The following is a 15581-nucleotide window of genomic DNA, read 5'->3' on the forward strand; positions in this document are numbered from 1 at the left end:
ATAGTGGGCGGTCAGATGCGCTGCTGGCGCTTCTGCTCGCGATAATTCTGATAAGCCTGCAGCACTTGCGGACGCTCGGAACGCTCCGGTACCGGCACATCCCACCAGCAGCCGCCGGCCTGGGTTTTCGGCATCGGGTCGGTGTCGATCACCAGCACGCAACTGCGGGTCTGCTCGGCGGCCCATGCCAGCGCCGGCTCAAGTTCCTCCAAAGAGGCGACCTTGCGGCTGGCGGCACCGAGAGCGGCGGCATGGGCGGCGAAGTCGATGTCCGGCGCGCCGTCAGGACCTTGCAGGCTGTCTTGCAGCAGGTTGTTGAACGGCGCCCCGCCACAGGCTTGCTGCAGGCGGTTGATGCAGGCGAAGCCGCGGTTATCGAGCAGCACCACGGTGATCTTGTGGCCGAGCATCACCGACGTGGCCAGCTCCGAGTTGAGCATCAGGTAGGAACCATCGCCGACCATGACGAACACGTCGCGCTCTGGGCGGGCCATCTTCACACCCAGCCCGCCGGCCACTTCGTAGCCCATGCAGGAGAAGCCGTATTCCAGGTGATAGCCGCCCGGCTGTTCGGTACGCCAGAGCTTCTGCAACTCCCCCGGCAGACCACCGGCAGCACAGACCACCACACTCTTTTCACCGGCGGCGCGGTTGACGCAACCCAGTACCTGGGCATCGTTGGGCAGCGCGCTATCGACCCGTGCCGTGACCTGATCCACCAGGACATTCCAGTGCTCGATCTGCTCGTTCGCCAAGGCCTGCCAGACACTCGGCGCCTGCCAGTCGGCCAGGCCCAGCGAGAGTGCCGTGAGACCGACCTGGGCATCGCAGACCAGCGGTTGCGCCGCATGTTTGTGGCCATCGAAACTGCCGATGTTCAGCGACAACAGCTTCAGCTCAGGATTGCCGAACAGGCTGCGCGACCCGGTGGTGAAATCCGCCAGCCGGGTACCGACCGCCAGCACCAGGTCGGCCTCGGCGGCAAGCCGGTTGGCGGCATCGCTACCGGTCACGCCCACACCACCGAGCAGTTGCGGGTGACGCCAGTTCAGCGCGCCCTTGCCTGCCTGGGTTTCCGCTACAGGAATGCCATGCTGCCGGGCGAATTGCGCCAGCACCTCGCAAGCACCGCTGTAATGCACGCCACCGCCCGCGATCAGTAATGGCTTGCGCGCCGTCCGCAGGGCTTGCAGCGCCTGCTCCAGCTCATAGGCATCGGCCTGCGGACGACGTTGGCGGTGCACGCGACGGGCAAAGAAGCTTTCCGGGTAGTCCCAGGCTTCGGCCTGCACATCCTGCGGCAGGCACAGGGTTACCGGACCGCAATCGACCGGGTCCAGCAGTACTTCGAACGCCCTGGGCAGGCTCACCAGCAACTGTTCCGGGCGGGTGATGCGATCCCAGTAACGCGACACCGGGCGGAAGCAGTCGTTGACGCTCAGGGTCGGGTCGTTGAAGGCCTCCAGTTGCTGCAGTACCGGGTCCGGCAGGCGGCTGGCGAAGGTATCGCCGGGCAGCAGCAGCAATGGCAAGCGGTTGACGTGAGCCAGCGCCGCCGAGGTGACCATATTGGTAGCGCCCGGACCGACCGAGGTGGTGCACGCCATGATGCGGCGACGACCAAGCGCCTTGGTGTAGGCGATGGCGGCATTGGCCATGCCCTGCTCATTGTGTGCACGCAAAGTCGGCAGGCTGTCGCGCACCTGATACAGCGCCTCACCCAGACCCGCCACGTTGCCGTGCCCGAAGATTGCCCAGACACCGGCACAGAACGGGACTTCCTGCCCTTCGTGCTCCACGTACTGCGCCTGCATGTAACGAACCAGCGCCTGGGCGGCGGTCAGTCGAAGCGTTTTCATCGTTTCACCTTGTTCTCTTGTTCTTGCCTGTTCGGCGATCCGGCAGCGAATCGCGAGCAGGGTCTGCATTCGATGGAGCAACCTTATTGGAACAAAAATTCCAATGCAACAGAATTTCAGAAAATATTTTCCCTAAAGCTATTCCTATCGCCTAACTAGCGTTCTATAGTCGGCGCCGATGAAACAAAAATTCCAAAAACGGGAGTTATCCATGATTCGCTTCGCTATCCTCGGTGCCGGTCGTATCGGCCGCCTGCATGCCCAGACCATCGCGCGTCACCCTGGCGCCGAGGTGGTCTACGTTCAGGACCTGAATGCCGAGTTCGCCCGCTCCGTCGCCGAGCAATGCGGTGCCACCGCCATTTCCGACCTGGAAGCCGTGCTGGCTGACCCGGCCGTCGACGCGGTGCTGATCGCCTCGCCGACCGACACCCATGTCGACCTGCTGCTGCGTGCCGCCAAGGCCGGCAAGGCCGTGCTGTGCGAGAAGCCCATCGACCTCGACCTAGCCCAGGTAGAACGCTGCCGCCAGGCGCTTGAAGGCATCGACAGCACCATCCAGATCGGCTTCAACCGCCGCTTCGATCCGGGCCACCGCGCCCTGCGTGACGCCATCCGTGCCGGCGAGCTGGGTAACCTGGAACAACTGATCATCACCAGCCGCGACCCTGGCCTGCCGCCACTGAGCTACCTGCAGCATTCCGGCGGCATCTACCGCGACATGCTGATCCACGACTTCGATATCGCCCGCTTCATCCTCGACGAAGAGATCGTCGAGCTCTGCGCCTATGGCAGTGCGCTGGTCGATCCGGCCGTGGCCGAGGCCGGCGATGTCGACTCCACCGTGGTCATCCTCAAGACCGCCTCCGGCCGCCTGTGCCACATCAATGCCTCGCGCCGCGCCAGCTACGGCTATGACCAGCGCATCGAAGCCCTGGGCAGCAAAGGCATGCTGTTGTCGAACAACCGCACCCACACCGCCCTGGAGCGCTATACCGAGCAGGCCACCGGCATGCGTGAGCCGCTGATGAACTTCTTCCTCGACCGTTATCAGGATGCCTTCCGCCTGCAGATGGATGCCTTCGTCGCAGCCCTGACCCAGAAGCAGCAGGCCAGTCCGAGCTTCGACGATGGCTATCAGGCCCAGCGCCTGGCCGAGGCCGCGTACCGCTCGCTGACCACCGGTCAGAGCGTGCGTCTGGACTGAGCCGAGGAAGCCCCCATGCGCCCGAACCGACTCAGGGACAACCGCGCCAAGCAGTGCGGCAGCATCAACGGCTGGCTGGCGATCCCCCATGCCTTCTCCGCGGAGACCATGGCCCACCAGGGCTGGGACAGCCTGACCCTGGACATGCAGCACGGCCTGATCGACTACGCCGCGGCGGTGAACATGCTCACTGCCATTGCCAGCACCGACACCGCCGCACTGGTTCGGGTGCCCTGGCTCGATCCGGGCATCATCATGCGCATGCTCGACGCCGGTGCCGGCGGCATCATCTGCCCGATGGTCAACAGCGCCGCCGATGCCGAGCGTTTCGTCTCGGCTATGCGCTACCCGCCCCTGGGCCAGCGCAGCTTCGGCCCGATCCGCGCGCTGCTGCACTACGGCGCGGACTACGCCGAGCATGCCAACCGCGACACCCTGGCCCTGGCCATGATCGAAACGCACCAGGCGCTGGACAACCTGGAGCAGATCCTCGCCACGCCGGGCCTGGACGGCATCTATATCGGCCCGGCCGACCTGTCGCTGTCGCTTGGCTGCACGCCGCGCTTCGACCAGGAAGAGCCCGCGGTGGTCCAGGCCATCGCGCACATTCTCGAGCGGGCCAAGGCCCACGGCCTGTATGCCGGCATCCATAACGGCAGCGCGGCCTATGCCCGTCGCATGCTGGAACAGGGCTTCGACCTGGTGACCATCGCCTCCGATGCACGCCTGATGGCCGCCGCCGCCCAGCTCGCCCTGTCCGAAGTGCGCCAGGCGCGCGCCACCGACGCCGCCACCAGCTATTGAGCGGCAAGGAGAACACACATGAGCAGTACCCCAACCCGTAAACGTCCCGATGAACTGCGCAGCCACAAGTGGTTCGGCGTGCAGAACCTGCGCGCCTTCGGCCACCGTTCGCGCACCAAGCAGATGGGCTTCTCCAGCGAGGACTTCGCCGGCAAGCCGGTCATCGGCATCATCAATACCTGGTCGGACCTGAACTCCTGCCACAGCCACTTCCCGCAGCGCGTCGAAGAGATCAAGCGCGGTGTCTGGCAGGCCGGCGGTTTCCCCGTGGTACTCCCGGCCATGAGCCTGGGCGAGCCCTTCGTCAAACCCAGCACCATGCTCTATCGCAACCTGCTGGCCATGGAAGCCGAAGAGATCATGCGCAGCCACCCGATCGACGGCGTGGTGCTGATGGGTGGCTGCGACAAGACCACCCCCGCCCTGTTGATGGCGGCCACCAGCATGAACCTGCCGGCGATCTACCTGCCAGCCGGGCCGATGCTGCGTGGCAACTGGAAAGGCAAGGTGCTGGGCAGCGGCTCGGACGTCTGGAAATACTGGGCGGAAAAACGCGCCGGCAACCTCAGCGAACTCTCCTGGCTGGAGCTGGAAGACGGCATCGCCCGCTCGGCCGGCACCTGCATGACCATGGGCACCGCCGCCACCATGATGTCGGTGGCCGAAGTACTGGGCTTCGTCCTCCCAGGCGGCTCGGCGATCCCGGCGGCCGACTCGAACCATGCACGCCTGGCCTCAGCCAGCGGCCGGCGCATCGTCGACATGGTCTGGGAAGACCTCAAGCCGTCCGACATTCTCTGCCGCGAAGCCTTCGAGAACGCCATCATGGTCGATCTGGCCCTGTCCGGCTCGACCAACGCCATCATCCACCTGATCGCCATGGCCCGCCGTGCCAGCGTCGACCTGACCATCGACGACTTCGACCGCATCAGCCAGCGCATCCCGGTGCTGGGCAACATCCGCCCGGCCGGCACCTACCTGATGGAAGACTTCTATTACGCCGGCGGCCTCGGTGGCCTGCTGTCGCGCCTGCAGGGCGAACTGCACCTGGGTTGCCGCAGCGTCAATGGCATGACCCTGGGCGACAACATCGCCCCTGCCGAGGTCTACAACGACGACGTGATCCGCCCGCTGGACAACCCGGTGTGGAGCCTCGGCGGTCTCGCCGTGCTGCGCGGCAACCTGGCACCCAACGGCGCGGTGATCAAGCCAGCCGCCGCCGAAGCCGAGCTGTTACAACACACCGGCCCGGCCGTGGTGTTCAGCAGCTACAAGGACATGTCCCAACGCATCGACGACCCCGACCTGGTGGTGACCGCCGACAGCGTCCTGGTGCTGCAGAATGGCGGCCCCATCGGCGCACCGGGCATGCCGGAGTGGGGCCAGTTACCGATTCCGAAGAAGCTGCTGGAGCAAGGCGTACGCGACATGGTGCGGGTTTCCGATGCGCGCATGTCGGGCACCAGCTATGGCGCCTGCGTCCTCCACGTTTCCCCCGAAAGCGGCATCGGCGGGCCACTGGCCCTGGTGCGCGACGGCGACCTGATCACCCTGGACACTGCTGGCCGCCGCCTGCACCTGCACGTCAGCGATGCGGAGCTGCAGGCCCGGCGCACCCTGTGGAAGAAACCCAAACCGCATTACCCACGCGGCTTCGGTCGCCTGTCCGCCGAGCACATTTCTCAGGCCGACCAGGGTTGCGATTTCGACTTCCTGGAAACCGCCGACGAAGCGGTAGCCGATCCCGATATCTACTAGCGCGCCGCCATTGCAGCGCCTCTTCTTCCTCATTCCATGAAGGTCACAGACATGTCAGCAACTTTCGACCCGGTAGCCCTCGACGCGCGCTACCAGTTCGCCCGCGAGGCCGCCAAACAGGCAGCCGAGATCGGCCACAACCTCTACCTGCGCCGCGCTGAGCTGATCACCGAGCACAAGGGCGACGACCTGCAGGACGTCGTCAGCATCGCCGACCGCGAGGTGGAGAACTACCTCAAGGGCGCCATCCGCGAGCGCTTCCCCGAGGACGGCTTCCTCGGCGAGGAATCCGGGCTGGAGTCAGGCAGTAACGGCGTGCTGTGGATCGTCGACCCGATCGATGGCACCGCCTGCTTCCTCAATGGCCTGCACAACTGGTGCACCTCGGTCGGCGTACTGATCGACGGAGAACCGGTGATCGGCGCCATTAGCGACCCGAACCACGACGAAACCTTCCATGCCTGTAAAGGCGTCGGCGCCTTCGTCAACGACACGCCGATCCGCGCCAGCCAGGCCGGCAATGTGCGCGAAGGCGTGCTCGGCGTCGGCACCTCGCACCGCGTGCGGGCCAGCGACTTCGTACCCTTTATCGAAGGCCTGCTGGAAGCCGGCGGCATGTTCGTCAGAACCGGCTCCGGGGCGCTGATGATGGCCCACGCTGCCGCCGGGCGCCTGATCGGCTACTACGAACCGCACATCAACTCGTGGGACTGCCTGGCCGGCATTGTCCTGATGCACGAGGCCGGCGGACGCAGCAATGACTTCTTCGCCGGCAACGGCCTGCTCAAGGGCAACCCGATCCTGGTGGCACCCGAGGCGCTGTATCCGCAACTCGCCAGCCTGATCGGCAACACCTCGCTCTGAGGAGCACGCCGCTGTTCGGGGCAGCCTCTGCCCCGACCTTGCGCACAGTGATTCGCACAATAAAAGGAGACCCCAATGAAGGGCCTTTTCCATTTTTTCAAAGCGGCCCCGGCGCGCCCGGCAGATGGCCCTTTTGATGAAAGCGCCTTCCGCCGCCTGCGCTGGCAGACGTTTCTCGCCATGTCGGTCAGCTACGCGATGTTCTATGTCTGCCGCCTGTCGTTCAACGTGGCCAAGCCCGCGCTGGCCGAGAGCAACCTGCTGAGCACCACCGAACTGGGAGTCATCGGCTCGGCCCTGTTCGCCAGCTACGCCATTGGCAAACTGGTCAACGGTTTTCTCGCCGATCATGCCAACGTGGCGCGCTATATGGGCCTCGGCCTGCTGATCACCGCGCTGATCAACCTCGGCATGGGCATGACCACCAGCGCCCTGGTGCTGACCCTGATGTGGGCCGTCAACGGCTGGGCCCAGTCGATGGGCGTTGGCCCGGCGGTGGTGTCCCTGGCGCGCTGGTATGGCGACAAGGAGCGCGGCACCTTCTACGGCCTCTGGTCGGTGGCGCACAACGCCGGTGAAGCGCTGACCTATATCGTGGTCGCCGCCGCCATCACTGCCTGGGGCTGGCAATCGGGCTACTGGACCGCCAGTGCCATGGGCCTATTCGGTGTCGCGCTGATCGTGTTGTTCATGCATGACTCGCCACAGAGCCGCGGCTACCCGAGCATTGCGGTGATCAAGGGCGAACCCCAGGAAGCTGAAGAAGGCTCGGTACTGCGCCAACAGTTGAGCATCCTGAAGAACGTCAACCTGTGGCTGCTCGCCCTCGCCGCTGCCGGCATGTCCATCAGCCGTTACGCGATCTTCTCCTGGGGCATCTTCTTCATGGAGAACGCCAAGGGCTACAGCACGCTGAAGGCCTCCACGGTGATTTCGGTGAGCGCCATCTGCGGCATCTTCGGCACGGGGTTGAGCGGCTGGATTTCCGACCGTTTCTTCGCCGGCCGTCGCGAGGCGCTGGCCATTCTGTTCGGCCTGCTGAATGCCGTCGGCCTGGGCATGTTCCTGTTCATTCCCGGCGGCCACGAATGGCTCGACTTCCTGGCCATGGCGCTGTTCGGCACCTCGCTCGGCGTGCTGCTGTGCTACCTGGGCGGCCTGATGGCGGTGGATATCAGCTCGAAGAAAGCCGCAGGCGCGGCACTGGGTGTGATCGGCATTGCCAGCTACTTCGGCGCGGCCATGGGCGAGCTGATCAGCGGCTTTATCCTCGACCACAACAAGGTGGTGCTGGATGGGCAGAAGTTCTACGACTTCGAACAGATCTCACTGTTCTGGATGGGTGCCATCGGCTTCTCGGTCCTGCTGACCTGCGCCTTCACCCTCAACACCTACCGCGGCCGCCCCGGCGGTCCGTCGCCACGCCTGGCCCCGCAGCAGGCCTGAAGCCATGCGCCGGAAGCACGCTGCTTCGCTTCCGGCGCATCCCGCTTCACAGCGTATCGAGCAGCCATTCATGTGCCGGGTCGTTGGCGAACTTCCACACCCGTCGCGGCCCGGCCATGACGTTCAGGTAGTAGGAACGGTAGCCCCAGGGCACGGTGACCGGGTGGTAGCCACGCGGCACCATCACCACGTCATGGTTCTCCACCGCATAGGCCTCATCGAGGCTGCGGTCATCGGTGTAGACACGCTGGAAGACGAAGCCCTGCTCCGGGTCGAGCCGGTGGTAATACACCTCTTCCAGCAGGCTCTGCTCCGGCAAGGCATCCAGGTCATGCTTGTGCGGCGGGTAGCTCGACGAGTGCCCGGAGGGCGTGATGACCTCCACCACCAATAGCGAATGTGCCGCCTCGGTATCCGGCAGGATGTCGCAGACATAACGGGTGTTCGGCCCCTTGCCGCGCACCGAGCGCGCCATGCCTCCACCACTGATCAAACGAGGCGGCAGCTCTCCATCGGTATCACCCGGTGCAGCACAGATCGCCACCTGGCACGGGCTCAACGACGTGATGCATACCTGGCAGTGCGGCGGCAGGTACACCGCATCCGGCGATACATCGTCGAACGGGCTCTCGCGGGTACCCAGCTGCGGCCAGTCGAAGTCACCGAATGCGGCACTGTTCACCACGATGCCGGCCTTGCCGCAGAGCAGCACCAGGCAGACTTCCTGCTCACCGCTGTCGAATGACCAGCGTTGCCCCACAGCCAATGCCTGCACCGAGAAACCGACATAGCGCAGCGCCTGCTCTGGCAGCGCCACGCAGGTCTGCTTGCGGGCATCGCCCTTGACCAACAATTTCATCACTGCCTCCTAAACCATGGCGGGGCGCGTCCCCGTCATGCTATCCAGCCTATATGCGTGCCTGCCTCCAGCAGCGCACCAGACGCTCGAACGTATCGCGCACCTGCTCGATCAACTGTTCATCGCTCAGCGCACCGCTCAGCCATTCGCGGCTCGGCGCCTGGAAGATCGTACGGCCCACGGCGAACCCCCGGCACCAGCGACTGTCGCGGGCCTGGCGAAAACCTTCGGCCAGGGCCTCGACCGGTGCATTCAGCCCCAGCAGCACCACACCCCGGCAATACGGGTCACGGGCGTCGATCAACTCATCCAGGCGCGCCCAGGTTGCGTGCGACTGGGACTCGATCTTCCACCACGCCGGGTAGATGCCGATGTCGTAGAGCCGCTCGATGGCCCGGTACAACGCATGGGCGCAGGACGAGGGATGATCGCGCGGCGGAATCACCTCCAGCAGCAGCTCATGCCCACTGGCCTGCGACGCCTGGTAGATATCCAGCAGCAATTGCTCCTGCTCGTGTCGGAGCACCGGCTCGTCATCCGGATGGTACTGCACCAGGCATTTGACGATCTGCTCCCGCGGCCACTGCAGCAGTTCGCCCTGCAAGTGCCGGCCCCGCTCCAGCTGCAACGGACGCGAGCCGGGCAACTCCACGGGACGGGCGATCCACCAACCACGGCCGGTGGCATCGTTCAGCGCATCCTGGCCGAAGCGCTCGTCGGCGAGAATGCCGACATCGGCCTCGATGCCCTGCTCGACAAAACCCTGCTCGACCTGCCCCATCGCCGCCACGCACAACTGCTTGAGCCGTCCCAGGCGCGCCAGATCGGCACCGACCTCCTGAGCCAGATCGACCAGTTGCTGGCGGTGATCGAACGCGAAGATATGCAACGGCCGCCATTCTCGCCGCGCCACGCTGACCTGATGCAGGCGCTGCAAGGTGGCATCCTCATCCGGACGCAGCAAATGCGTGGCATGTTCCAGGTAATACGCCAGCTCGACGGCCGAAGGCATCGCCGGAGCACAGCCATGGCGCGATACCACCAGGGCACCGCAGGCATTGGCCAGGCGACAGCATTCGGCATCGTCAGCACCCGCCAGCCAGCCCTTGAGAAAGCCCGCCATGAAGGCATCGCCGGCCCCCAGCACGTTGAGCACCTCCACTTGCTGCCCGGCCTGAATCCCCGCCTGTTCCAGCCGTTCGGGAATCGCCCCGCGCAGCACCACGCAGCCACGCACGCCGAGCTTGAGCACCAGTACCGCTGCCGTCACTTCGCGCACACGACGCAAGGCCGCGAGCAAGTCGGCTTCACCGCCCGCAATCAGGAACTCCTCCTCCGTGCCAACCACCAGATCGAACTGCGGCAGCACGGATTGCAGATGCCGACTGACGGCCTGATCGGCCACGAAGCGGGTTGCGCCATCCGCCCGTTGGGCCAGCCCCCACAGGACCGGCCGGTAATCGATATCGAGAATCCGCTGCACGCCGAATTCACGCGCCAGCGCCAGCGCATGCAGGCTGGCCGCATGTACACCTGGGGCGGACAGGTGCGTACCCGTGATCAGCAACGCCCGCGTCGAGGCGATGTAAGCCGGCTCGATATCATCGACACACAGAGCCATGTCGGCACAATTCTCGCGGTAGAACACCAGCGGAAAGGTCTGCTGATCCTTGATCCCCAATAGCACCAGTGCGGTCAGGCGCTGCGAGTCGACCACCACGCCCGAGGTATCACAGCCTTCGCCCCGCAGGGTATCGAGCAGAAAGCGGCCCATGTGGTCATCGCCCACCCGTGTCAGCATTCCTGAACGCAGACCCAGGCGCGCGCAACCGAAGGCGATATTGGCGGGCGACCCCCCCAGGTACTTGGCGAAACTGCTGGCATCTTCCAGCGGCGCGCCGATCTGCTGCGCATAGAGATCAACACCGATTCGCCCCAGACACACTACGTCCAGCGTCGGCGTTCCGATCACCTTTCCCATCGTTACTCCCGTTACGTTTTACTTGAGGTCATGCCCGAAGTGACGTGGCAGAATTTTTGCCCGACAGAATCGGCACACCGAAATAGAAATATTTTTTCCCAAAATAAAATCATTGGAATATTATTTCCATATCAATGCAAGCCATAACGTGGATCCACATGGGCAGGTGACACCTGACAGCCACGATTTCCTGCGATACTCACCCTCTTTTTGGTGCAGCGCGGATACGCTGAACCAGTCGCTACTGACGGATTAAGGACGACTCATGTCTCACCCAGACGACGCGCAAGTGGACACCCCGATCACGGTGGAACAACTGTTGCGCAAGATCACGGCCGAGTACGACGATCTGCCCAAGCAACTGAAACGGGTCGCCACCTACATCAGCCAGCAAAGCAGCCGGGTCGTGGTCGACCGCATCAGCGACATCGCCCGCGAATGCGAAGTGCAGCCATCGGCCATCGTGCGTTTCTCCCAACGCTTCGGCTTCTCCGGCTTCAGCGAGTTGCAGTCGGTGTTCCGCGATGCCTACACCTACAAGGCCGCCCCCGCACAGAACTACCAGCAACGCATTCGCAGCATGATCGCCAACAAGTCCCGGGAAACCTCTACCCGCGACCTGGCCCACGAAATGATTGATGCCACGCGGCTGGGCCTGGAACGACTGGGCGAGGAGCTGGATGGCGATGCCTTCGACAAGGCCGTCGGCCTGCTGGAAAAGGCGGAGAACATTTACATCGTCGGCGTCCGTCGCTCCTTCGCCGTGGCCCAGTACCTGCTCTACAACCTGCAGCACACCAACAAGCGCGTGCACCTGGTGGACGGCAGCGGCGGCAGCTACCGGGAACAGATGCGCAGCGTGAAAGCCAAGGACCTGGTGATCGTCATCAGCTTCATGCCCTACAGCCGTGAGAGCCAGCACTGCTTGCGTATCGCCCAACACAACCAGGCAGAAACCCTGGTCATCACCGACAGCCAGCTATCCCCCTTGAGCAAACGCGCCAACGCCCTGCTGCTGGTCAACGAGGGTAGCGCCTTCGCCTTCCGCTCGCTAAGCGCCACCATCTGCCTGTGCCAGGCACTGTTCATCGCCCTCGCCTTCCGCTTGGAGCTGAAGGTCGACGAGCTGACCGAGCCAGACGACTACGAAGGCTGACCCACGCGGCCTTCGTCGGCGCACTGCCCTTGGGCAGTGCGCCTGCATTACACTGCGCGCCCATGAGTGCCATCGCCATCACCCAGCTCCCCGACGAACCCGTCATCGCCTGCTCCAATTGCGCGGCGTGCTGCTGCCAGTTGGAGGTCATGCTGATCACCGATACCGGTGTACCGCAGCGCTTCATCGACACCGATGACTGGGGCGGTGAAGTCATGCGCCGGCTCGGCGACGGCTGGTGTGCCGCACTGGACCGCGACAGCATGCGCTGCACCATCTATGAGGTACGCCCACTGATCTGCCGCGAATTCGAAACGGGCTCCCCCGAGTGCCGCGACGAGCGCAGGACGATGGGCACCATCTACCGTTGAAGTCCTCCGGGCAATAAAAAACCGGGCTGTTTGCCCGGTTCTTGTTGATCGCGAACTCAGAACCTGTCCACGATCTTCTGGATTAGAGCCAAACAAGGCAAAAACGTCCGAGGAAGCGCAGTTTACGAGCGGTAAATGAGCATTCCGAGGGCGTTTTTAACGCCGTATGGCCGCGAGCCAGGAGATCGTGAACAGGTGCTCAGAAGCTCAAACGATAATGCAGGGTATAGGCCTCGACCCCGTCGTTAGGCTTCTTGATCCCGGCGTTGGAATAGTGAATCGCGCGAATCCCTACTTCCTGACCCGAGAAGCGCAGACCGAAACCGATTCGGTCCTCGAACTGGAAGGACGACCCCAGGTCGTTGTCTTCCAGCTTGGTATTGGCGAATGCCGCCACACCGATGCCAGCCTCGATATAGGGCTGCGCATTCTGGCCGGCGAATTCGTAGACGAATACCGGAGCGAAGGACAGGCTGTGGTTGGTGGAGGTCTTGTCACCGTCCCAATAGGTGTAACCGGCATCCCAGTAGCCGGTCAGGCGACCCACCGAACTTTGCAGCCAACTGCGCTCCCAGTTCCATTGGGCCCCCAGTCGATAAACCATGGTGGAGTCGCCGCTCTGCCCCACGGCAGCGGTGAAATCCACTGCCTGTGCACACAGACTACCCACACTCAGCGCTGCACCAGCCGCAATGGAAAGGATCTTCTTCATACAAACGTCCTGTACCGTAGGGATGATAGGGCTCACGTACCCATCTGGATTATAGGAACGTTCGCTATGAGGGGAAGCCGGGTTAGACGAAAAAACCAGATTTTTTGGCGCCTATAGCGCCAAAACCTCGACGTGTTCGTCCCAGAGTTTCGGCAATACGGCGCTGAGCGCCTGAGGATCGCCACTGGACCAGACCCGAGTCTGCGCGGCATTGCCCTGGGGTGCACGCAACTCACGCTGCTCCAGCAGTTGCTGCAAATGCCGGGCGACGGCCGCACCGGTATCCACCAGGCTCACCGTTTCCGGCACCAGCTGACGCAGCAACGGCTTGATGAACGGGTAATGCGTGCAACCGAGAATCAGCGTGTCGCAGCCCTCGGCCAGCAACGGCTCGACCCAGCCCTGCAGCAGCTCACGGGTACGCGGTGTGTCCAGCTCGCCAGCCTCGATCTGTTCGACCAGGCCTGGGCAAGGCTGGGTAATGACCCGCACATCGCTGGCGAAACGGTCGAGCAAGGCCGCGAACTTGGCGCTTTTCAGCGTACCCGAGGTGGCCAGCACGCCAACCACGCCACTGCGGGTCACCGCTGCAGCCGGTTTGACCGCTGGCTCCATACCGACAATGGGCAACTGCGGATAGCGCTCGCGCAAGTCAGCGACCGCTGCCGCCGTCGCGGTGTTGCAGGCCAGCACCAGTGCCTTGGCGCCCTGCTCCAGCAGGAAGGCACTGATCGCCTGGCTGCGCTCGCGGATGAATTCCGGGCTCTTCTCGCCATATGGCACATGGCCGCTGTCGGCGACGTACAACAATGACTCGTCGGGCAGACGCGCACGAATCTCATGCAGGACGGAAAGCCCGCCCACGCCCGAATCGAAGACGCCGACCGGTGCCTGGCTGCTCATGGACGCGCTCCACAGACACTGCACGCCGGGTCGCGGCGAATGCGCAGCTCGCGAAAACGCGAATCGAGGGCATCGACCAGCAGCAACCGGCCGATCATAGGCTCGCCGAAACCGGCCAGCAGCTTCAGTGTCTCCAGGGCCTGCAGGCAACCGATCATGCCCACCAGCGGGCCGACCACGCCGGCTTCGCTGCAGGTCAGCTCACTGTCATCACCATGGCCGAACAGGCAGTGATAACAGGGGCTGTCGCTGCGCCGGGTATCGAACACGGCCAACTGGCCCTGCAGGCGGATCGCCGCACCGCTGACCAACGGCTTGCCCGCCACCACGCAGGCGGCATTGACCGCCGTGCGGGTGGCAAAGTTGTCCGAGCAATCGAGCACCACATCCACGGCAGCGACTGTCGCCACCAACGTGTCCTCGTCCAGCGCCGTGCGATGCGCCACCAGGCTGATCTGCGGGTTCAGCGCGGCCAGGCGCTTTAGAGCGGAATCGACCTTGCCCACGCCGAGCTGGGTCTGGTCATGAATGACCTGGCGTTGCAGGTTACTCAGGTCGACCGTATCGAAGTCAGCCAGGTGCAACTCACCCACGCCGGCAGCGGCCAGATACAGCGCTGCCGGCGAACCCAGCCCGCCGAGGCCGACGATCAGCACCCGAGCGCCCTTGAGCTTCAGTTGACCGGCAATATCGATCTGCGGCAGGAGGATCTGCCGGCTGTAGCGCAACAGCTCGTCGTCAGTGAGTTCCGGATTCATCAGGCTGGCCATTGCCCCAGGGTGATTCGCTCATGGCCGCCAAGGTCGCGGCGGCTTTCTACCAGAGTGAAGCCGGCTGCGCTCAACAACGCACGCACGGCTGTCGCCTGATCATAACCGTGTTCGAGCAGCAGCCAGCCACCCGCGTCGAGATGCTGCGGGGCCTGCCCGGTGATCAGGCGAATATCGTCCAGACCATCGACGCCCGCTACCAAGGCGCTGGCCGGCTCGAAACGTACGTCACCTTCGGCCAGGTGATGATCATTGGCTGCGATATAGGGCGGGTTGCTGACGATCAGCCGGTAGCGTTCGCCTGCCAGGGCAGCAAACCAGGAACTGCGGCGAAACTCGGCGTTGCTCAGCCCCAGGCGCTGGCGGTTGCGTTCGGCCAGGGCGACCGCCTCGTCGATCCGGTCGACACCGGTCACGCGCCAGCCCGGCCGTTCGCTGGCCAGGGCCAGGGCAATGGCACCGGTTCCGGTACCCAGGTCGAGCGCACGCAGCGGCGTGGCCGGCAGCACGTGCAACGCGGTTTCCACCAGCAGTTCGGTATCCGGGCGGGGAATCAGGGTGTGCGGCGCCACTTCCAGGTCGAGGCTCCAGAAACCCTGCTGGCCGAGAATATAAGCCACCGGTTCGCCCTGGCGCCGGCGCTCCAGCATGGCTGAGAAAGCGGCCTGCTGCTCGGCGCTCGGCTCACGCTCCGGCCAGGTGCGCAGGTAGCTGCGTGGTTTGCCCAGGCTTGCAGCCAGCAGCAGTTCGGCATCCAGCTGCGCGGTGGGCGAGTCAGGCAGGTCGGCGCTATCGAGCAGGAATTGAATAGTCGCCATGAGGCTCTCGTTAAATGGATCGAAGCACGTCAGTGATTCACCGTACGGGCTTGTTGGTGGATGAACAGAGCGT

The 15581-nt window shown here is 64.1% G+C and carries 14 protein-coding genes; 7 read left to right on the forward strand and 7 right to left on the reverse strand.

What is annotated here, in order from left to right; all coding sequences use genetic code 11:
- Positions 1–11: 11 nt before the first annotated feature.
- Entirely contained in the window at positions 12–1859 is a 1848-nt protein-coding gene (gene iolD, locus ACWPW0_RS17310) for a 3D-(3,5/4)-trihydroxycyclohexane-1,2-dione acylhydrolase (decyclizing) (RefSeq protein WP_454255992.1), read from the reverse strand.
- Between the two features lie 211 nt (positions 1860–2070).
- Between iolD and iolG the strand changes: the two genes are divergently transcribed.
- The 5 genes from iolG (at position 2071) to ACWPW0_RS17335 (ending at position 7938) form a co-directional block, all read left to right on the forward strand.
- Positions 2071–3066 carry an inositol 2-dehydrogenase gene (gene iolG, locus ACWPW0_RS17315; RefSeq protein ID WP_454255993.1) on the forward strand — a complete coding sequence of 332 codons (996 nt, stop codon included), beginning with the start codon at positions 2071–2073 and terminating at the stop codon, positions 3064–3066.
- Between the two features lie 15 nt (positions 3067–3081).
- The gene (locus tag ACWPW0_RS17320; RefSeq protein ID WP_454255994.1) at positions 3082–3870 is read left to right on the forward strand and encodes an HpcH/HpaI aldolase family protein; all 789 of its coding nucleotides are present in this window, start codon (positions 3082–3084) and stop codon (positions 3868–3870) included.
- An 18-nt stretch (positions 3871–3888) separates the two neighbouring features.
- Positions 3889–5628 carry an L-arabinonate dehydratase gene (gene araD / locus ACWPW0_RS17325; RefSeq protein WP_454255995.1) on the forward strand — a complete coding sequence of 580 codons (1740 nt, stop codon included), beginning with the start codon at positions 3889–3891 and terminating at the stop codon, positions 5626–5628.
- A gap of 51 nt (positions 5629–5679) precedes the next feature.
- The gene (locus ACWPW0_RS17330) at positions 5680–6492 is read left to right on the forward strand and encodes an inositol monophosphatase family protein (RefSeq protein ID WP_454255996.1); all 813 of its coding nucleotides are present in this window, start codon (positions 5680–5682) and stop codon (positions 6490–6492) included.
- 75 nt (positions 6493–6567) lie between these two features.
- Positions 6568–7938 (forward strand): MFS transporter, encoded by a 1371-nt coding sequence (locus ACWPW0_RS17335; protein ID WP_454255997.1) that lies wholly within the window; start codon positions 6568–6570, stop codon positions 7936–7938.
- 46 nt (positions 7939–7984) lie between these two features.
- Here the strand turns inward: ACWPW0_RS17335 and iolB are convergent, their stop codons facing one another.
- On the reverse strand, positions 7985–8797 hold the full coding sequence (iolB, locus tag ACWPW0_RS17340) for a 5-deoxy-glucuronate isomerase (protein ID WP_454255998.1): 813 nt from the start codon (positions 8795–8797) through the stop codon (positions 7985–7987).
- A gap of 49 nt (positions 8798–8846) precedes the next feature.
- Complete coding sequence (locus tag ACWPW0_RS17345) at positions 8847–10778, reverse strand: bifunctional 5-dehydro-2-deoxygluconokinase/5-dehydro-2-deoxyphosphogluconate aldolase (protein WP_454255999.1); 1932 nt, start codon at positions 10776–10778, stop codon at positions 8847–8849.
- Between the two features lie 265 nt (positions 10779–11043).
- Here ACWPW0_RS17345 and ACWPW0_RS17350 point away from each other — a divergent pair, with 265 nt between their 5' ends.
- Entirely contained in the window at positions 11044–11934 is an 891-nt protein-coding gene (locus ACWPW0_RS17350; protein ID WP_454256000.1) for a MurR/RpiR family transcriptional regulator, read from the forward strand.
- 62 nt (positions 11935–11996) lie between these two features.
- The gene (locus tag ACWPW0_RS17355; protein WP_454256001.1) at positions 11997–12305 is read left to right on the forward strand and encodes a YkgJ family cysteine cluster protein; all 309 of its coding nucleotides are present in this window, start codon (positions 11997–11999) and stop codon (positions 12303–12305) included.
- A 199-nt stretch (positions 12306–12504) separates the two neighbouring features.
- Here the strand turns inward: ACWPW0_RS17355 and ACWPW0_RS17360 are convergent, their stop codons facing one another.
- The 4 genes from ACWPW0_RS17360 to prmC form a co-directional block, all read right to left on the reverse strand.
- A complete protein-coding gene (locus tag ACWPW0_RS17360; protein ID WP_454256002.1) occupies positions 12505–13017 on the reverse strand; it encodes an acyloxyacyl hydrolase in 513 nt (170 codons plus the stop codon).
- Positions 13018–13128: 111 nt separating this feature from the next.
- Positions 13129–13920, reverse strand: coding sequence for a glutamate racemase (murI, locus tag ACWPW0_RS17365; RefSeq protein ID WP_454256003.1), 792 nt, complete (start codon positions 13918–13920; stop codon positions 13129–13131).
- Positions 13917–14678, reverse strand: a complete 762-nt coding sequence (locus tag ACWPW0_RS17370) for a molybdopterin-synthase adenylyltransferase MoeB (RefSeq protein WP_454256004.1) — start codon at positions 14676–14678, stop codon at positions 13917–13919. The genes murI and ACWPW0_RS17370 overlap by 4 nt, the downstream gene beginning before the upstream one ends.
- Positions 14678–15508 carry a peptide chain release factor N(5)-glutamine methyltransferase gene (prmC, locus tag ACWPW0_RS17375; RefSeq protein WP_454256005.1) on the reverse strand — a complete coding sequence of 277 codons (831 nt, stop codon included), beginning with the start codon at positions 15506–15508 and terminating at the stop codon, positions 14678–14680. Before prmC ends, ACWPW0_RS17370 begins: the two co-directional genes overlap by 1 nt.
- Positions 15509–15581 lie beyond the last annotated feature (73 nt).

This window comes from Pseudomonas sp. Marseille-Q8238, assembly GCF_965111915.1.

Bases quoted from the DNA above. Each gene is read 5' to 3' on its own strand.
- iolD (WP_454255992.1), bottom strand. From the start codon at position 1,859: ATGAAAACGCTTCGACTGACCGCCGCCCAGGCGCTGGTTCGTTACATG.
- iolG (WP_454255993.1), top strand. From the start codon at position 2,071: ATGATTCGCTTCGCTATCCTCGGTGCCGGTCGTATCGGCCGCCTGCAT.
- ACWPW0_RS17320 (WP_454255994.1), top strand. From the start codon at position 3,082: ATGCGCCCGAACCGACTCAGGGACAACCGCGCCAAGCAGTGCGGCAGC.
- araD (WP_454255995.1), top strand. From the start codon at position 3,889: ATGAGCAGTACCCCAACCCGTAAACGTCCCGATGAACTGCGCAGCCAC.
- ACWPW0_RS17330 (WP_454255996.1), top strand. From the start codon at position 5,680: ATGTCAGCAACTTTCGACCCGGTAGCCCTCGACGCGCGCTACCAGTTC.
- ACWPW0_RS17335 (WP_454255997.1), top strand. From the start codon at position 6,568: ATGAAGGGCCTTTTCCATTTTTTCAAAGCGGCCCCGGCGCGCCCGGCA.
- iolB (WP_454255998.1), bottom strand. From the start codon at position 8,797: ATGAAATTGTTGGTCAAGGGCGATGCCCGCAAGCAGACCTGCGTGGCG.
- ACWPW0_RS17345 (WP_454255999.1), bottom strand. From the start codon at position 10,778: ATGGGAAAGGTGATCGGAACGCCGACGCTGGACGTAGTGTGTCTGGGG.
- ACWPW0_RS17350 (WP_454256000.1), top strand. From the start codon at position 11,044: ATGTCTCACCCAGACGACGCGCAAGTGGACACCCCGATCACGGTGGAA.
- ACWPW0_RS17355 (WP_454256001.1), top strand. From the start codon at position 11,997: ATGAGTGCCATCGCCATCACCCAGCTCCCCGACGAACCCGTCATCGCC.
- ACWPW0_RS17360 (WP_454256002.1), bottom strand. From the start codon at position 13,017: ATGAAGAAGATCCTTTCCATTGCGGCTGGTGCAGCGCTGAGTGTGGGT.
- murI (WP_454256003.1), bottom strand. From the start codon at position 13,920: ATGAGCAGCCAGGCACCGGTCGGCGTCTTCGATTCGGGCGTGGGCGGG.
- ACWPW0_RS17370 (WP_454256004.1), bottom strand. From the start codon at position 14,678: ATGAATCCGGAACTCACTGACGACGAGCTGTTGCGCTACAGCCGGCAG.
- prmC (WP_454256005.1), bottom strand. From the start codon at position 15,508: ATGGCGACTATTCAATTCCTGCTCGATAGCGCCGACCTGCCTGACTCG.